This is a genomic window from Flavobacterium hydatis (assembly GCF_000737695.1).
In the GTDB taxonomy this organism is placed as follows: domain Bacteria; phylum Bacteroidota; class Bacteroidia; order Flavobacteriales; family Flavobacteriaceae; genus Flavobacterium; species Flavobacterium hydatis.
The window spans coordinates 18,794-37,000 of sequence record NZ_JPRM01000045.1 but is presented as its reverse complement, the minus strand read 5'-3'; the positions used below and the strand labels follow the sequence as shown (position 1 = coordinate 37,000).

General features: G+C 33.8%; 21 protein-coding genes. 9 read left to right on the top strand and 12 right to left on the bottom strand.

Annotation, left to right across the window (positions count from 1 at the left end):
* Nucleotides 1-1,062 precede the first annotated feature (1,062 nt).
* The 8 genes from IW20_RS21680 (at nucleotide 1,063) to IW20_RS21650 (ending at nucleotide 6,051) form a co-directional block, all read left to right on the top strand.
* On the top strand, nucleotides 1,063-1,608 hold the full coding sequence (locus tag IW20_RS21680) for a hypothetical protein (protein WP_035627480.1): 546 nt from the start codon (nucleotides 1,063-1,065) through the stop codon (nucleotides 1,606-1,608).
* A 3-nt stretch (nucleotides 1,609-1,611) separates the two neighbouring features.
* Nucleotides 1,612-1,767: a hypothetical protein gene (locus IW20_RS26450; RefSeq protein ID WP_165571470.1), complete on the top strand. Its 156-nt coding sequence runs from the start codon at nucleotides 1,612-1,614 to the stop codon at nucleotides 1,765-1,767.
* Nucleotides 1,768-1,883: 116 nt separating this feature from the next.
* Nucleotides 1,884-2,135 (top strand): HigA family addiction module antitoxin, encoded by a 252-nt coding sequence (locus IW20_RS21675; RefSeq protein WP_051886100.1) that lies wholly within the window; start codon nucleotides 1,884-1,886, stop codon nucleotides 2,133-2,135.
* Nucleotides 2,136-2,245: 110 nt separating this feature from the next.
* Complete coding sequence (locus tag IW20_RS21670) at nucleotides 2,246-3,004, top strand: competence protein CoiA (RefSeq protein WP_081912541.1); 759 nt, start codon at nucleotides 2,246-2,248, stop codon at nucleotides 3,002-3,004.
* 127 nt (nucleotides 3,005-3,131) lie between these two features.
* Entirely contained in the window at nucleotides 3,132-3,671 is a 540-nt protein-coding gene (locus tag IW20_RS21665) for a hypothetical protein (RefSeq protein ID WP_035627474.1), read from the top strand.
* Between the two features lie 77 nt (nucleotides 3,672-3,748).
* Nucleotides 3,749-4,663, top strand: coding sequence for a hypothetical protein (locus IW20_RS21660; protein WP_035627473.1), 915 nt, complete (start codon nucleotides 3,749-3,751; stop codon nucleotides 4,661-4,663).
* Nucleotides 4,664-4,708: 45 nt separating this feature from the next.
* A complete protein-coding gene (locus tag IW20_RS21655; protein ID WP_035627471.1) occupies nucleotides 4,709-5,386 on the top strand; it encodes a hypothetical protein in 678 nt (225 codons plus the stop codon).
* 152 nt (nucleotides 5,387-5,538) lie between these two features.
* Complete coding sequence (locus IW20_RS21650) at nucleotides 5,539-6,051, top strand: hypothetical protein (RefSeq protein WP_070908210.1); 513 nt, start codon at nucleotides 5,539-5,541, stop codon at nucleotides 6,049-6,051.
* A gap of 396 nt (nucleotides 6,052-6,447) precedes the next feature.
* Here IW20_RS21650 and IW20_RS26445 read toward each other — a convergent pair whose 3' ends face one another.
* The 11 genes from IW20_RS26445 to IW20_RS21610 form a co-directional block, all read right to left on the bottom strand.
* On the bottom strand, nucleotides 6,448-6,624 hold the full coding sequence (locus tag IW20_RS26445) for a hypothetical protein (protein ID WP_165571469.1): 177 nt from the start codon (nucleotides 6,622-6,624) through the stop codon (nucleotides 6,448-6,450).
* 75 nt (nucleotides 6,625-6,699) lie between these two features.
* A complete protein-coding gene (locus tag IW20_RS25620; RefSeq protein WP_051886096.1) occupies nucleotides 6,700-7,200 on the bottom strand; it encodes a CinA family protein in 501 nt (166 codons plus the stop codon).
* Between the two features lie 7 nt (nucleotides 7,201-7,207).
* Nucleotides 7,208-9,031 carry a metallophosphoesterase gene (locus IW20_RS21640; RefSeq protein ID WP_035627465.1) on the bottom strand — a complete coding sequence of 608 codons (1,824 nt, stop codon included), beginning with the start codon at nucleotides 9,029-9,031 and terminating at the stop codon, nucleotides 7,208-7,210.
* Nucleotides 9,024-10,046 (bottom strand): hypothetical protein, encoded by a 1,023-nt coding sequence (locus tag IW20_RS21635; protein WP_035627463.1) that lies wholly within the window; start codon nucleotides 10,044-10,046, stop codon nucleotides 9,024-9,026. The genes IW20_RS21640 and IW20_RS21635 overlap by 8 nt, the downstream gene beginning before the upstream one ends.
* A gap of 2 nt (nucleotides 10,047-10,048) precedes the next feature.
* Nucleotides 10,049-11,281, bottom strand: a complete 1,233-nt coding sequence (locus tag IW20_RS21630) for an ATP-binding protein (protein WP_035627460.1) — start codon at nucleotides 11,279-11,281, stop codon at nucleotides 10,049-10,051.
* 591 nt (nucleotides 11,282-11,872) lie between these two features.
* A complete protein-coding gene (locus tag IW20_RS26955; protein ID WP_394332186.1) occupies nucleotides 11,873-12,034 on the bottom strand; it encodes a DUF6965 family protein in 162 nt (53 codons plus the stop codon).
* Nucleotides 12,035-12,170: 136 nt separating this feature from the next.
* Nucleotides 12,171-12,641, bottom strand: a complete 471-nt coding sequence (locus tag IW20_RS21625; protein ID WP_035627489.1) for a JAB domain-containing protein — start codon at nucleotides 12,639-12,641, stop codon at nucleotides 12,171-12,173.
* Between the two features lie 270 nt (nucleotides 12,642-12,911).
* Nucleotides 12,912-14,228: a PcfJ domain-containing protein gene (locus tag IW20_RS21620; RefSeq protein ID WP_035627458.1), complete on the bottom strand. Its 1,317-nt coding sequence runs from the start codon at nucleotides 14,226-14,228 to the stop codon at nucleotides 12,912-12,914.
* A complete protein-coding gene (locus tag IW20_RS21615) occupies nucleotides 14,225-14,602 on the bottom strand; it encodes a Cas9 inhibitor AcrIIA9 family protein (protein WP_035627456.1) in 378 nt (125 codons plus the stop codon). Before IW20_RS21615 ends, IW20_RS21620 begins: the two co-directional genes overlap by 4 nt.
* Before the next feature lie 26 nt (nucleotides 14,603-14,628).
* Nucleotides 14,629-14,988 (bottom strand): DUF7222 domain-containing protein, encoded by a 360-nt coding sequence (locus tag IW20_RS25970; protein ID WP_081912540.1) that lies wholly within the window; start codon nucleotides 14,986-14,988, stop codon nucleotides 14,629-14,631.
* Nucleotides 14,989-15,026: 38 nt separating this feature from the next.
* Entirely contained in the window at nucleotides 15,027-15,416 is a 390-nt protein-coding gene (locus tag IW20_RS21610) for a single-stranded DNA-binding protein (RefSeq protein ID WP_035627454.1), read from the bottom strand.
* Nucleotides 15,417-15,732: 316 nt separating this feature from the next.
* On the opposite strand from IW20_RS21610, the gene IW20_RS21605 reads away from it, so the two are divergent.
* On the top strand, nucleotides 15,733-16,167 hold the full coding sequence (locus IW20_RS21605) for a DUF1810 domain-containing protein (RefSeq protein WP_035627452.1): 435 nt from the start codon (nucleotides 15,733-15,735) through the stop codon (nucleotides 16,165-16,167).
* Nucleotides 16,168-16,217: 50 nt separating this feature from the next.
* Here the strand turns inward: IW20_RS21605 and mobC are convergent, their stop codons facing one another.
* On the bottom strand, nucleotides 16,218-18,206 hold the full coding sequence (mobC, locus tag IW20_RS21600; protein ID WP_035627448.1) for a conjugal transfer protein MobC: 1,989 nt from the start codon (nucleotides 18,204-18,206) through the stop codon (nucleotides 16,218-16,220).
* Between the last annotated feature and the right edge of the window lies 1 nt (nucleotide 18,207).

Sequence of the window (18,207 nt, the reverse complement as noted above, 5' to 3'; positions counted from 1 at the left end):
TATGATCATCCGTACTCATAATCTAAGTTTTTTAATTCGTTAACTAATCTGATATTTTCGTTTTTAGATTTTTAAGTAGATGTCAATTTATATAACAGTAGTAAAAAAAAGATATCGACTCCAAATGCCATGTACCATATTTTTGCCACAAAACTTATTACTAATTTTTTCAACATTTTTAGATATAGAATTCTATTCCTTGGTGTTGTGATCGCGAATCGAACCTGTTAAAATAAAAAAAACAACTAAAAAACAAGGAGCTTTTATAATATATTTAAATCTAAACTTTGCCAATAAATGATTCTCTAGTTTTAAAAAATAGCTTGTGCTACAATTTTACAACAGAGTAGGAAAATTAAATGAATTAAAAATTTTGGTAATAATTTTTGTTAGCAATATTTTAATAAAAGACCCGGTTGGGTAACATGGATGATAGTTAGTAGTAAATTCTATAAACCAATGGAATTATTACGTACTGACAAAAAATAAAAAGTAAAAAAGAAACAGTCTATATTTCATTTAGATAATTTAGTAATGTTTCGAACTTAAGGTTTCAAGTGATTGTTTTATAGTGTTTTATGGTTTGTGTTAAAATAGATGCACCGATTCTGCACCTACATTATTATATATAATTGTATTATAGATATTTACTATAAAAAAGTAATAGGAAACATAGTAGGAAATAGTAGGACATAATAGGAAGTGGTAGGAAGTAAAAAAACAACATCCTACCACATCCTACACCTTTTTTTTATCAAGAATTAGAGAAGGTTACTTATAATTTCAAATACATTTTTTTAAATGCAGAAAATTATTGTTAATAATATACTCGTGAAATATTAATCAAATTTCTTACTTTTAGAAACTTAATGCAACAATAATGATAGTAAAGATTAATTAATATATTTCAAAGAAGTTAAGATCATATTACGCCTTTTGGATCAAAAACATGTAAAAAAAAATACAACCCAAAATGACATTTGATTATAACTACCTAAAAACTATTGTTTATCATTTGAAACAGATAAGAATATGAAAAAAATAAATAAAATTGAAATATAGATGGAATCATCAAATGAAAAGTTTGAACAAGATTGGATAGAATATCGTAATGCTGTATCTGATAATAAAAGTAAAAGTCAAGATGATTTTGAAAAATACATAAATTTATTAGCTTCTGGTGGAATTGTACTTTCTTTGACTTTTTTGGAAAAAATTATTACAGTTGACAAGACCGATTTCAAACCTTTATACATTATTGGTCTTATTTGTTTAGTTCTAACATTGCTTTCAAATTTATACTCTCATTATAAATCAATTATAGATTCCGATTTAACAATTCAAGAAATAGATGAGAAAAAGTATAATGATATTTTTAAAAATATTAAAAAAAGAAATAAAATAATTAATCGTCTGAATAGAACATCAATTTGGAGTTTGATAATTGGAGTTGTATTCGTTCTAACTTTTGTAACAATAAATTTATTTAATATGAGCAATAAACAAAACCCTAGCCCGCCAGCCAAGCCAATGCCTGCAACAGAAGAAAAAGGCAGGACGATTCCTCTACCACCACAGAATAGACCAGCTAATAATCCTAAAAAATAAAAGATGATAGAAAAAAAAGTAGCCGATATTTTAAAAGAAACTATAGAAAAGTTAAATAAAAATGTACAGACAGGTGCTGTTGCAGGAAGAATAGTTCCAGTGCCGACTAGTTCACTAAAGCCAAAAGTTATAGTTAAGCCTGAAGATAAGAAGGACTAATAAAAATTGAGCATATTTAATTGTAGATACTTTAAACAAGTGAAATAAGATATGTTTTGCTAAGATAAACGTAGTGCCCTAAATAATTTTTGAAAAAGTTTTATATGGTACGAAAAATGAGAAACGTTCATCCTGGAGAAATTTTAAAAATGGAACTTATAGATGGAAGAAAATTTTCAATAAGTAAAATTGCAGAATTGCTAGATACTCCAATTTCGGATATTTCCAATGTTTTAAATGGTAATGTTGAAGTTTCTCCTATGATAGCTTTAAAACTTGAAAAAGTATTTGGAGGCACAGCTGATTCATTTTTACGTTTACAAACTGGATATGATTTAGAAGAATTTAAGAAACGGTTTAAACCCTAATTTAGATATTAGTTAATTAGTATTAAGCTAATTAAACTTACTTAGCTAGCAAAAGCTACATTTAAAAGCTATTGTTGGTAATCGAATGTGCTAAATTAATAAGGATAAGTATGCGTTTTGCATTAATTAAAGATATGAGAGTTGAGGCGACTCCAAACGGGAAAGCGATTTGTCCAGGTTGCACTCAACAGGTTGTAGCAAAGTGTGGTTCAAAGCGAATTCATCATTGGGCGCATCAAAGCAATAAAAATTGTGACAAGTGGTGGGAAGCTGAAACTGAATGGCATCGCAATTGGAAAAAAGAATTTCCGCTTAATTGGCAAGAAATTATAATGCGTGATGAAATTACAGGAGAACTTCACATAGCTGATGTTCGAACTGATAATAATATTATAATTGAATTTCAACATTCGCATATTGATACAAAGGAACAAGCTTCACGAGAAAGCTTCTATACAAATTTAATTTGGGTTGTTGACGGAACACGGCTTAAAAATGATTTTAAACGGTTTCAAAAAGGGAAATATTATTTTTCTTCATTGATGCCTCAAGTTTTTAGAACAAGCTTTTCATATGAGATTTTTCCCTCTAATTGGATTTATCGACCAGTCGCAGTTATTTTTGATTTTGGTAGGATTGAAACTCCCAAAAAAAGCAGACATACAAAACTATATTGCTTATTTCCTCAACGTCTCAATAATGAGTTTATAGTAGCTGAAATATCAAGAGAAGCTTTTATAGTTTCTATCACAAAAGGTAATTGGCTACAGCGGTTTGAAAATTTTATCAACAAAATTAAAGCTATTGAAATAGCAGAACGAGAAACATTTGCAGCATTAGAATTAATTGCATCTCGAAACAATAGGTAAAATGGAAGATCCAAAACTAAATATCAGTGTTTAAAAGGAAAGCTCATATTAAAAAAATGCTTATTTAGTTTTGATTCAAATTATTATTTTTTGAGGTAATAGATATGAGAAAATTTTTAAAAAAAACATGAATAAAGAGTTTCACGAAAAAGATATTGAAATACGTAAAGAGTTAGAGGAATTAATCGAAAATGGTAAAAAAAACATTTCAGAAATAGAAAAGATAATTGAAAATAATGATTTTAGAATTAATGATCTAAACGATCCAAATTCAAAGTCTGCAGTTAATCTTCGAATCGTGAGGAATTTTGTAATTGGAACAATTTTATTTTTGCCAATAACATATATTTTACTTACTTATGTTAAAGGTTTTAATGAGGTACTATTTTATTTTCTTTTAATTTTTTACTCTTTGCTAATTGGACTTATTTTTTGGTTTATTCGAAAAAAATATAGGTTGTTATATGGTCTAATTGAATTAAGCGTAGGGGTTACGGCTATTTTTATAGTACTTCAATCTGTAAATAATAGTTTAGATATTTTTTATTGGAAAATCGAAAAATTGATGAGTTTTGTAGGGGGAGTATATATTCTAGTTAGAGGCATTGACAATATTTCTGTAACAAATTTTGGAAAGAAGGTTGATGATTTTTTAAATTTTAAATGACAAAAAAATAATTAATATGTACAGAACAATTATAAAGAATAAAATACATTAACACGAAAATATTAAGGATCAAAAACATGAAACAAAAGATATTCTTACTATTTTTACTATTTTCAACATTAAATAATTACGCTCAATTATCTGATTCAGAATATCAAGATAGATGCGATAAAGAATTTCAATCACTTTGCAACTTATTACCTAAAGGACAAGAAGAAAGTTGGATAATAAAAGCCAGAAATATTGATATTGAATATATCAAAATTGGAAAAGAGAAACAGAAAGAAGAAGAAGTTTATAAAAAACTAAATGCAGAAGCAATCTACGCTGTGCAATACCTAAATTCAATCAATAACTTTTTGTTACCTGCAAAAACAAAGCTTGTGAATTCATTAGCTGATAAAATTGTTAAGATTAAAATCGGCAGTTCCATTGAATCAAAAATAGATTCTTTGGACAGAGTATTTAATGATTATGCAAATACAAATAAAGCAAAAAATTTTGAAAAAGCTTATGATAAATTTTTAAGCGAAAAATCTAAATATTTGAAGATAAAATCTGAACGAGACACTTTATTTTATACCGTTTACGAGGTAAAAAGTAATGTTTATTCAGATCCTGATTCTAAAGATATATATGCAGTATTTAATTGGAAAGTTCGTATTGAAAAACTAAATAAATTAAAAACTGATTTTGATAATATTTCTGAAGAAGTAAAGTCAAAGCAATTTCTAGTTGTTAAAGATCCAAATCCAATTGTTCCATTGTTATTCCAGTTTTGCACACTTTTGGTAGTAATTTCAGGAGTGTTTGTAAACTTTGCATTTGAAAAAAAACGCCATAAAATAGTTTTAATATTAGTATTGTCATCGCTAATTACAGCAATTATTTTATTGTTTGTAAGTGATAATACTTTTCTAAATACTGCTGTAAATATATTAGTTCCAGGAATAGGATATATTATATTTTATTACAAGAAAAAAAGGAGTTAAAGATCATAATATTTACTAACTTATATTTAAAAAAAAAAATAACTAATGAATAGAGAAAAAGAATTATTGTTATTGACCGAAAATGCAGAAGACAGTATTATCTTAGACCTTTATAATAGAGCTTATTCGAACTTAGAAAAACTGAATGAAAAAGTTGATAAATATTCTATATACTTAATTCTTGTTATTTTATTTTTTTTTATTTCTTCAAATTTAGAAATTGATACACTTCAAATTGGACCAGTTGCTATAAAAAACACCTCCATTGTTACAATTATACTTCCTGTTTTATATTTTTCTTTTATATTCACTATTATTTCTATGTCTATGTACAAAAGCGAATTGTATTTTGGAATTAAAAAATTGGGAAAAAAAATTTATAATAATGATTATAATTGTCCTAATATTTATGATCATCAAAATAATTTTATAGACAGAATTTCATTACCATTTTCATATTCATCTTTTGGAAAACAAATGATTGTTAAAGAAGGAGGAATAGCAAGTGTTATTTTTGGCCTAGCCGTCTTGTCCCCAGTTATCTTAATATTTTTGGCTTTATTTGGAATTGCTTTTTTGATGTTAAGAGATTTGTGGCTTGTGCATTATTCTACAACATTAGGTAAGATTTCATTCTGGGTTTCAATATGGATGATATTATTCATTATTTACATAATAAAAACTTGGATAAAACTCTTAGATGGCGAAAATTTAAATATCTAAAGAAATAGCTTACCGTAAAACATTTTTAGAACAATGAAGCTTTTTTGCGTATATAAAAATTAAATGCTCTACTACAAAGATAATAATCAATTATATAACTATCAAATCAACTAAATATGGATGATATTAGATTGTTTCTAACTAGTACAATTATGGCCGGAATAGTTTCTGCGATTGTATCTTATGTCATTACTGTTAAGCTTAAAAAGTTAGATTTCAAAAATGAGTACTATAAAGAAATATTAAAAAAGAGATTAGTAGCTTATCAGTATATTGAAAGCCAAATAGCTGTTCTTAAGACTGTTGTGCTAGATGAGGCAGACAGCCAACCTTATCACATGATGTTCTCTTACAGCGATATCGAATTTTTTGAGTTCCAGAAAAATATGCTAATGGCTATAAGTTTTAGTTTATGGATAGATGATGAAACGAGTGAAAATTTGGAGAAGTTAAATGAACTTTTTTATAATTTAAATATAAAAGCAGGAGGGAAATCTAATCTTGAATTAATAGATTTAGGTAAAAAATATTATCAACATATTTCCGATTTGAGATTTCAGTTAGAAAATTCTACAAAAAGAGGATTGTACAACTTGCATGACATTGACAAAGCATTTAAAACTAAGAAAGTAAACACCAAAAGAGAGATTCGAGAATTGAAATAATATATATTATAAAATTTTTAGTTGTTTTAGATGCTTAATAAAATCAATTTTTTCTTTATTTTCTACAGCAAGGGCTATAATAATGTCTTCTTCTGATAATGATTTATCTATTTTTTAGAAGAAGCAACACATTTATAGAATTACTTTGGTCATTTAAATTCACATTATTTATTCTATTTTTAAGTTTAATTTTGTCTATAATTTTATATTCAGGAACTTCATTTTGGATTGAAACAAATCATGATGAAAGTTGGCTACAAATACTAGCATACTTTTAGTTTTGCAATTTTGATTTCTATACGGTATGCTTGCTACGTGGTTTTCTATAATCGATACAATTAGATTTTCTATAGTTTTAATTAAAATTAAAACTGTCAAAAGTAGAATTATGTTTATTTATAGTATTTGTTCTGAAGTTAGCCCAATAGGTTTATAATTAGTTTTAATATTAAAACTATTATAATCTGCAATACAAATCCAATCCTCTGACTGTTTATTTGTATAATAAGACTGGTACCAAGTTATACCAGATCCAATTAACACTCTAATAAGTCCAAAAACTGCTTCTGTCATATTAAATTACTTGTAAATTAAAGTCTTTATTAAAATTTTCAATCTGAATTGAAATCATGATTTAACGAAAACTTATTATGAAACCATGTTGGTAATCTTCTCAAAAATAAATCTTACTGCTTCTTCACGTATTTTATTTCTTTCAGTACTTTCTATTTTGGTAATAAAAGTTTGAAGTCGTAAATGAGGCTTTAAATGCTTATAGTAGACTGCAACAAAAATGTCCCCAACTTCACCAGATACAGGATACTTTTCCGTTCCAGGAGATGCTATTCCTGTAACAGCAACATATATATCAGAACTAGGATAGAGCTTTAACAATCCATATGCCATTTCTATAGTTGTTTCAATTGATTCAGCAGAGTATTTATCAATAGTTGATGGATTGACTTGTAGAATTGTTGATTTTAATTCTCTGTCATATGTGACAATGCTTCCTTTTAAAATACTTGAAGCGCCTGCAACAGAAGCTATCGAGCTTGAAAGCATTCCAGCGGTAATACTTTCGGCGCATACAATTGTTAAATTATTTTTACTAAGGGTTTTGTTGAACTTTTTAATTTCCTGCTTTCTCATTTTCTATTTAAATTTTTTCTGTGTAAAATTTGTGTATGCAGCCTAATCCTTCCCTTACGATAATGCAGTCTGATTTATAGTTATTTTTATTGTAAGGGCAGACTTCAACACCTATATGGGAGATAAAATGAAACTCAATACGGCTTTCTAAATGATCATTCTCACTGTCGAAAAATTCATCTTCTTTATTCTTATTAAGCAGGTTATATACATCTGTATGAGATTCCGTAATCTTTCCAGTATAGAATAATGAAACAACATAAATTTTTTCAACGCCATTAAAAAATTCATGAGTTTTGTCTTCCTTTCTTTTTTTATGAATTAACTTTCGAATAGTTCTTCCATCATGAACAACATCTGTTATTATAAGAACAGATTTAAAACGTCCGTTATTCTCAAAATTCAATTGTTTTTCAAAGTCAGAATGATCGTCATATCTATAGGAATATGGCAAGAAACTATAAGGCTTTGAGCTGAGGACTGCTGTTCTGGTTGCCAGAATATTTCCTTCAACTCCGAGCCCAATTACAAAATCAAATTTAATGTCAGAGTTTGCTATAGTTTCATAAATATGCTTTTTACATTTAGCAAGACGGGATCTATCTCCCAATAATTTTGCTACATCAATCCATCCGTGAGCCCGTGAGGTTTCGCTCCAGTGAAAATGTCCGGAATGAAATAAGTTATTGTCCTTGATCAGTTTCAATAAGCTAAGATGTCTACTGTCATTTATATCGAATGGATGAAGCGGTTCTTTTTTCTGCACCTCGGCATCTACTGGTGATTCGGTTTCTTCCGGTAAAAAATCAGAAAAAGGAAGAGCCGTCTGGCTTGGCGGTATTTTTAATTCTATTTTACTGACCTCCCCGCAGGAAGAGCTTATGTCCCATACCCCGTGCTCAGGCTGTCCATTTATATTGTTATTAGTAATTCTAAAATATTTATTTTCAAGAATCACCTGTGAATCTTTTTTTTTAAAGACTAAAAGATTAAAGTTTGGATCAGGGTTTTTACAGCCGAACGACCCTATGCTGATATGTGGAACCCTTTCTTTTATTTCGGAAAATGGAGTGTGTTCGTTGCCAAATATATAACAATCCACCTGATTGATTTCGAGTATTCTTTTTATGTCCGAGTAATTCTCTTTATCCCACTGCGGAGCTATTTCTTTTTTATAAAAATTGATTAAATTGTGGTGGATAACTGCGATTTTAATATAATCAGAGTACGTTGTTGTAATTTCAGCCAGTTCTTGTCCAAGTTTAGCAGGATCTATAAAACCTAAACCTGAGATAGCACCAATTTTGAAGTTGGAATTCAAGCCTATGTAAATTATTTTTAAATCTTCAATAACTAGTACATCTGTAACAGCATTCTCAGCACTAAATGTTTTTGATTTTTCAAAAAACGTGTTGTAGAATTTCTCAAATTTCTCCACATTAAAATCATAAAGCTTTTTTGGCTGTGCTCCCGCACCGGCCTTTTCAAATGCTATGGCAGCATCAACTCTATTTACGTCATGATCACCAGGAATTATTAAAATATTTTCTTTACTAATCCTTAATTTGGTTATGAGTATATCCAAAATTAAGGCTAGTTCGATGAATTCATTATCTTTTGCTGAATTTGTTAAGTCACCAGATATAATTAAATAAATTAATGTATCTGGAATTTGTTCTTCTACAAAATCGCAGAAAGATATTATAAATCTTTCATTTTCAGCTTTCTTATCAACCACAAGCCAAGAATTGAAATCATTAAGAAGATCGCCGTTTGCGTCAAAGCAGGAGGTTACATGAAAATCTGATATGTGTAAAATTGCCTTATTCATCTGGATCTATAGCTGTTTTAATTTTGAATTTTACCTGAGAATTATTTTTCTGATTGATGTTAAAAACACTTAAGTTCTTAATTTTTTCTTTGGCAATGTCATCTTCATATAACGTATCTAATTTTACAATGCTAACATTACCAATAACCCTCCCGCCAAGAAAAGAAATAATATTTTTCGTGATTTTAACTTCTGTGCCCAGACATACAACATCTGACACAATTATATATTTTTTGCCTTCTTCGATTTTGCTGTTTAAACTGCTGTAGTGTGTATTGACAGGACCAACGTGATCAAGAATCAGTATATCAAGCTGGAGGAAATTTGATAGTACGGAGCTGATGAAAGAGCTGTTTAAATTTTGGCAAACCAGTACTGGTTTATCATTAATGTTTTCAATCCAGCTATCTTTAACTTTTATTGACAAATGGTAAAGGCAGAACATCATAAAACTGGTATCCTCTGAAATCATTCTTTTGATATCTATATAGGATGTCAAGTAAACTGAAGATGATTCATGTAAAAATAACTTGTCTGTATCCTTAGTTTTAAAATGCATTATAAATGACAGCAGATAGTCTTCAAACAAGTCTTTCGAATCTAGATATTTTTCTGTTGCAGAATCATTTCCAAAATAGAACATAGCAAATTTATCGTCTTCGTCAACTTTATGATTGTTAGGATTGTTCAAAAAGTCCTCACTAAGTGATAATTGACTTAAAATATTCTCTTTTAAATTAATGAATATCAAAGACTTTACTTTGCTTTTTATTGAAGATAGGTCGTCAAATAAATTTTTTCCTGCGTTTTCAATACGTTCGAAATCTAGGTATAAGACATATTTTGTACTATTATCGATTTCATCCAGACCTTTAGTAATCCTATTAAGGGTGCTGTCAAAAAGTTCTGTGGCATATAACCCTATTTCAGCAGCGAAGTAGCTGCTGCTTATAGTCTGTTCAGCGTGAAGATTGAAATAAATCGATTCTTCATGTATAATCTTAGAAATTAACATACTTAGTACTTTTTAGGGATTTCTACTTCTATGTGCACCCCTTTAAATCTAACCTCATATAAGCGTATGGAGGAGTATTTTACATCTTGGTTATAATTTGAAATTATGTTTGAAATCAACTTTTTAAATTCATTTCTAACGACCAATGTAAGTTCGTTGAAAACAGTCATAAATTCATCTTTAGTAATTAACTTCGAAATATATTTTAAATGATTATCATAGATTAGATTTCGCATATTTACCAAGCTCTGAATTTCATTAAACATTCTAAGTGATATTATGATCTGGGCGTTATTATTATGCAGTCTGAAATATCCATTAGAATCTAATACGACTGTAGTCATTAAGTCAAAAAGTCCCTTTCTGTCCTTTAATATTGAATAGTAAAGGGCTTCAAAAATTGCGTAAAATGACTGCTTTATTTTGTCTGCTACATTTAATGGAATCTCATTCAAAAGCTCATTATATAAATCAAACAATTTATAGCTGTCGTTTACAATCTGTTTTTCTTTCAGAGCCAAAGATGAAAACAATCCAATTCCGTTATCCGAAATTGAGAAACAGGTCTTTTCCCTGTCGGTAAACATCAAGGCATATACATCTGATTTTGAGTGCAAAACTCCATTAGTAATCAGTTCTGATAAGATCTGGACATAGTCGAAAACAACTTTATTGTTTTGGTGGCTTTCTTTTAAAATATCTTCAAAATGGTCTTTGACTTTGTACGTGTAGTATTCGATAAGAAGATCTCTCTGCTGTTCAGCCGTGGAGACATTGATCATATTATGCGAAGAATTAACTTCATTCAAAGAATAAAATCTCACTTTGTGCTCGGGCCTTTGTTCATTTAAATTGAAGAATCCTAAATACTCCTTGTTGAACTTTAATATATTTTTACCAGGCTTGGCAAAATTACCTGAAACTTTGAAAAAATCGGACCTGTCTAAAAAAGCCAGTACTTTATTTGTGGAGTGGGTATTGTATAATTCAAGAGAAATAGGCTCATTATGAAACTTGGTGAGCTGGTCCGCCAATGAAAGAAATAGGGGGATAGTAATTGGGTCAAAGTAATAAGAATGCAAGAAGGATTCTTTTTCATTTTCACCGATTAAGAAAAATGTTATTTTTTCCTTTGGAAATTGCTGATAAAAACTAGCAACGCTGCTTAAAAAATACGAATAAAAGTGAAATGGCGTAAAAGCCTTATTATTCAGTAAAATAGGTACTCCGTTCATTTTATTATATTTTTAAGACTTAAAAATGATTATTTAAATTTTATCTTCTTTTTTTATCACTTCTGTAAATCTAATCCCGTCATTTTACTTATGGATCGATAGCTTATTTAACAGGATTATTTATAATCACTGAGTTTAATATCAAGGTGACTAAGATAAAGAAAGTTATAAAAAAGAAGCTAGAGTATAAATACGTGTTTAAACTTGTTTAATCGGCATGTCTTTTTTTAAGCAGATTTTTCATTGTCTGGCGCAAATTAGAAAATGCTAATGTAAATAAATTACGGGTTTCCGTAACGTGAGTGTTTTTATTAAAATATTAGGGAAAATCATGGGGCACTATTTATATCTCCCATTTCTAATGTCTTAATTTTAAATTTGTAAATTCGTTTCTAATATCGCTCAGGCTGTTTTAAAGTCAATGCAGTCAATTACTCATTTTATACAGATCAAAATTAGTACAGTTGGTAACAAATTTTAAAAATAAAATGTTCTAAATAATAACAAAATCTAAAAATCCTTATTTTTCAGGGCATAAAAAAAGCAAATCGGTGCTTTTTGCTTTATTAAGAATTTACGGAAGGATCAGAATTATTCTGAAGCAGGTTCTTCGCTGATCGGCTGGTCTGCTGTTTTCTTCATAAGAATGTAAAAATCCCTTAAATGCCACCATGCCGGACAGCGATCGACAGGACCGTTAAAGTTTCTGATGGTGGTATAACAGCTTTTCAGGAAAACCTGAGTGTCGGTAATCTTCGCCCATTAGGTCCACACTACTTCATTCGGCGGCGGAGTGTTCTCAAAATATCGTTTTATTTCTTCATGATTCATAGGGCAAAATTACTTAAAAAACCAGAACAGCACAAGGGCATGAAAGATGAAAACGCCCCTAAAGGGCGCCTTCATCTGCAAAAGAGTAATAGGTTTCGGGTGTCACAATCAGATGGTCGAGCAGTGGAATATCCAGCAGTTTTCCCGCTTCCCGGATTTTTCGGGTCATATTTCTGTCGGCCTCGGAAGGTGATGTTTTTCCGGAGGGATGGTTGTGGGTGATGATGATCCCGACGGCGGCAGCTTTCAGGGCTGCAGCGAAAAGCAGGTGCATATCCACCACAGTTCCCGCTATGCCTCCTGAGGAAACCTCATAGATTCCCAGAACCCTGTTGGACTGGCTGAGCAGCAGCACTTTGAACTGCTCAAAGAATTCTATTTTGCCGGGATCCCAGCTGTCGAGCAGTATGCGGTAAGCATCTCTGGAAGAAGTGATACACGGTCTTTCAGTACTTTTTACTCTGGTTTTATAGATCAGTTCGATTTCTGATACTTTCTGCCAGTCTGTGTTTTGATGTTGATTTTTCATAATTGCTGTAGTTTTAAGATTAATTACAGCACCGCTGAGCGGGCAGGGACGAGCGAACGCAGAAAGCAACGCAATAAAGCAGGAGCGCAGCCCTGCATTTATGGGGGAATTTTTTGCGGAGAACCGAAAGCCGTGCCCGAACTTTGTGGTGAAATTGACTTAACATTCCACAATAGCCCCTAAGCCGGGACTGCTCTGTGAACCTTAAAGTGTCTGCGCGCGCAAAAAAATACCGCAGTGTAAAATCTGCGGTATCAATAGTAAAATGGTTTAGGCGAGAGCATTCTGCTTTTTCTGCTTTTTCAACCGCCCGGCAATCTCAGGCAGGTTTTTATTTATAATCCTAAGAATCCTGCTGTGATATTTAGTGGCTTTATTGCGAAGTCCCCTGCACTGGATAATTTCCATTCTCGAAAGGGATACTTCAATGGTTTCCACGGGTCTGTTTTCAATCTGCGCCGAGAGTATCAAGGAATCTTTCTTTTTATAATACTCATTGGTAAATACGCAGTGGTGGAGCGTGTCGCCCTCTTCGAGAAAATCCTGCACACGGTCAAGGACTTTTACGGTAAGGTCGTTATCAGTAAAGGAAAGTCCGAAGAACTGTTTTTTATCATTTTCATAAATCGGCTCTGCTTTTTGTATTTCAGCACGCATCTGCGCAAGATGTTTCTTGCGCTGAATATCCCTTTTTTTGGCAACAAGCCTGTCATGCGCCTGGTCTAAATTTTCAGGGCAGACAAGAGCAGGGGAGCTGAGGTCTTTTTTAAACCATCGGAGCAGGGCAATATAATCCTCCCAAATTTTTATGTCCTGAATCTGATAACGCTGTTTAAGGCAGGTTTTTACTGCCTGCCAGTTTTCACGCAGATGCTGTTCATGGGAGGTGAGATAATGCTTGAGCAGAGAGGTCTGCGAACTTTTTAAAAGGGTTTCTGCAATGGGGTCTTTTAGAAGAGCAGTAAAGAGTATCTGCGGTGCAATGCCATACGTGGAAGTCTTAAAACCATTTCTTTTCAAAAGCGGAATCACTTTCATGTGCGGATATACCTTGTAGGGATTGATGCGGTACTTTGGCGAGTTCTGAAAATCCTTTGGGCGGATTTCTAAAGGGGAATAGTACTGCCATGCATCATAGGCATTAGAAAAAACATTGGTGCTTCTTGAGATGGTGCGCACTTCCCCTTTTGGATTTATCCAATGTTGCATGACTTCGGTATGGGAATAGGCAGGAAGAACATTTTTTTTCATGTTCTTGTGCGAGCAGATGATGCGCACCACCTGATACCCAGAGCAGGTATCGGTGAGGGCAAAGTATTCGATTTCTTTGAAATGCACCTGATTGTGCTGATGCATTTTAAGTTTCCCCTGACAGGCGGTACAGTTAATATAATTTTTGCAAGACTGGCTTTGGCTGTCGGGTTTCCACGAATGGGTGCATTCCAGACAATGGAATTTTCCCCTTGAGAGTACCGCCCATTTCAGGAAAATGTTTTTTTCCGCCCACTGATGCATCTGTGCTGTGATTGGGGCTAGGGTAGTGCTTAAGGCGCTGATTTCTTTTTCTATAACTGTTTTGGGTATCATAAGTCAAAGAGTGTTAGGGTTTGTACAGGCTTCACGGGCTGCACTATTTCTGTTTTTTGAACTGTGCTTTGAGATACTGCGGGAGCAGTTGAGAACAAATCAGGTTTGGCAGGGGAACTTGCTGCTACTTTGCATTGAACAGGGGCAGGCGTTCCAATAGTGTCGTCTGTGTAGTACTTCACAGCCATGTCAAAGATTTCCTGATTGTCAAAGGCGCATTCCTCTGTTTTTTTGACCTCGCCGAAAATGTAATGGAAACAGCTTTCAAGGTTTTTGCTCTCTTTTTTATAGTCCGCTGAAAAAACGGCATCGTTCTGCGCTTTTTCGCTCAGGTAGCTTTCTATAGCGGTTTTAAATTTATCTGATGCTTTCATAAGGGAAGATTTAAGATTGAAAAGCGTTATTCAAAACTGTTTCTGTAGATGTCAAAACAGTATTCTTCAAAGCAGAGCCAGCATACAAAGGTGTAATGGGGCAGACGGTGGCGGTTTTTGACAGATTCCCCAAGGGAATCTTCAATTTCGTATCGGATATTTTCCAAATCATCCAAATGCTGGATATAGAATTTCCTGCAGTCCGAGTTGTAGACAAACTCTGAAATCATCCCGCAGATGCATCCATTTTTCTGCAGGTCTTCCAAAAAAGATTTTAACTGCTCTTTTTTTGTTCCGTCATAAGATTCCATATTGGAGAGGACTATTTTTTTGAACTGGGTGGATACGGGATATTCTATGTAGACTGATTTTTCAAAGGCTTTCATGGCGTATAAATTTTGATGTGAAACCGTATAGATTCCAATTAGAAAGGCAGGTCGTCAGGGGTGTCTTGATCCATGTTTTTCTTTTGGACTGCGGGAACTTCAGTAGTGTTTTCTGTTTTCGGGAAAACCAGTATTTTAATATTACTGGTGTGAAAGGTCAGCGAACCGAGCGCTTTGCCCTCGGCATTATTGTAAACATTCATACCTATACGTCCGAAGAGTTCAACCACGGTTCCTTTTTTAAGCCACTGCGCCATTTTGGAACCCATCCAATAGGAGCAGTCGATGTAGGTTACAATCTTTTTAAGCTCGCCTGAGCCTTTTGGTCTGTAGCTGTCGTTTATGGCAATGGAGAAATTTACCACCTCCCTGTCATTTGAAACTTTTACCATTACGGCATCTTTTGTGATTCGTCCTGAGATTTCCATGATGTAAAATTTTAAGTGAATATTTTTTCTGTTTTTTCTCAAGCCCGCATAAAATTTTTCAAAGAAAAAACGGGAAAAAAGAAAGCACAAAATCAAGCGCCCGATCAAGGATCCGGAGTGCTATAAGTCCCGAAGGGCGGCAAGGCCGTTATGCGCATGCAGGAGCCTGCGGGTGCTATTTTCGCGGCTCTTTTAATCCGTTTTCATTGAAAATTTCCTTATAGTTTTTACAGCAGGCTGAACCCCTATTTCAGATGCCTGTTTTGGGATCGGCATTGAAATATTTTGTAATTTCAGGTGACAAAAAAGCAATGCAATGGAAAAGCGATATGATCTGGACCGATTTTTAGAAGCGCAGCGGGAAACGTACGGCAATGCTCTGGAAGAGATCAGGCAGGGCAGCAAACAGACCCACTGGATGTGGTTTATTTTTCCCCAGCTAAGAGGACTGGGATTCACGGATTATAATATCTTTTACGGCATTGAAAACCTAAAGGAAGCCTCACTGTATCTCAATCACCCGATACTGGGAAAACGTCTGGTGGAAATTACCCAGCCAATGCTTGAGATCGAGAATAAAACGGCACTGGAAATTCTGGGCAGGCCAGATGAAAGGAAACTTAAATCCTGCATGACCCTGTTCGGACTTCTGCCTGAAACGCCTGAATGTTTCAGGCAGGTGCTTGTGAAATATTACAATGGAGAGCAGGACGAAAAGACACTGCAGCTTATAAAAGAATCCGGTAGCTAAAAAAACATTTCTTTTTTCTCTGTCTCAAGAAAACATCTAAGGATTAAAAGTTATTTTTCTTTTTTGAGAACCAGTGATGAAAGCGCAGGATTTTTGATTATCCTTTCCATTTCACTGTGGATTATTTCCTGAATTTCAATTTTTATCTGCAGATAATTTTTGTGGATGATAGCATTATCAATTGTCCGTATGATCGGAATTTCTTGGTAATTATCTGTTTCTTTTTTAATTTTTTCGTGGTCGTTGATGATCTCGCAGTGAAAGGTTTTAAGCTCAATTCTGCAGTCCGGGTTATCAGCTGTCATGCCCACGAATTCCCCCGAACTCAGCGAAGAAATCTTCGAAGGCGGCACTGCGGATTCCAGCTGTCGGGAACGGCTTATGGAGGTGTCGCTGCTGTTTATAGAGAGGCTTTCGCGGTCCTGCATTATTTTTCCGAAACGCTCTGAGAGCTGTTTGGCCGTATCCCCACTGACCTGTCCGCAGATGATATTTCCGACTATATTAATGATCACATCAGCCTGCTCGCGGCCGTAGTCTTTACGAAGCTGGCTGAAGTCCTGAATACCCAGACAGGTGCTCACTCTGTTGCTTCTTGCCGTTGCAATCAGACTGTCAATATTATTGAGATAGACAGTGGGGAACTCGTCAAAAATGAGACTGCTTTTAAGCTTTCCCTTCTGGTTTACCTGTTTGATAAGACGGCTGACAAAAAGGGAAAGGACTGCCCCGTATGTCTGTATTTTCTGCGGATTGTTCCCCATTGAAACAATTTTTGGATCAGATGGATTATTAATGTCAAGGGTAAAATCACTGCCTGACAGCACATAGTAAAGCTGGGGTGAGGAGAGTTTTGCCAGTGAGATTTTAGCAGAAGCGATCTGCCCCTCCAGCTGGTCTACAGCCTCGTTCAGGAACGCACTGACAAAGGGATTGATAAGCACTTCGATCTCTTTTTCAGTTCTCAAAAGCGTGAAAAGGCTCTCGTAATCTGCCTGGATCATTTCAATAACGTGGGGCAGGGTGCAGAACTCGCCATCGTTGTATTTTCGAAGGTACCAGATGACAGCTGTCAGGAAATTTATAGGGGATTCCACAAAGAAATCTCCCTGTTTTTTAATCCACTCCCGGTTGAGTCCCATAAGGATTGTGCGGGCAGATTCAGCGGCATCGGTAATGTCTGTCATTGCCGCAGGATCAAGAGGATTGCACCGGTGCGTTCTGGAGAGGTCGTCAAAATTTATGATGTAAAATTTGGGCTCCACGGCATAAAGATGACGATATTTCAGCCAGGCATTATAGGCGATAACGGTGAGGTCGTCGAACTTAAAATCATAGATGAACATGGAAAATCCTTTGGCAATATGCTGGGTGATTATATGGCGGATTACAAAGTATGATTTTCCCGAACCCGGCGTGCCTGGAACCAGAATACCTCGGAAGGGATTTATAATGTTAATCCAGCTGCTGCGCACTTTGTCTTTGAGGTGATAGCGTGCGGGAAGGTTAACGGAATATTCGTTTTCAATCAGCCTTTCCTCTTGTGGGAAAGTTTCATTTTCCTTATTGAATATATCTGCTGAACCCAGCTTTCTGCGGATAATTCGGGAGAGTAGGGTGCCACCGGAAAGCGTCATTAAATAACCCAAAGAACACAGTGAGATATATAGTACGGAGCAGACCTCAGCATTCGCAAATATTACAAAAGCCAGATAGGAACCAAAGTAAAACATCAGCCCCAATGAGATATAATAAAAAGCAGTTCTAAAATGGAGCTTTTCATCTTTTCTTCCTCTGGCCCCCATGAGGGAAATAACCAAGAGTCCAAGTGCAAAAAGCTTTGATTTATGGAAGCTGTCCAAAAGCCCCGTACGATAAATATTCTCCAGTATCCTGCAGGTAAAATCCGGCGCAAGATTCCAATGCCTGAAGGAATTAAAGCAGTAATAATAAAAATGGATGAGCAGCACTGCGATGCTCATCAGTCTTGTCATATCTAAAATTTTTCTAAGCGCCTGTTCATTTTCTCCCGTCTGCATG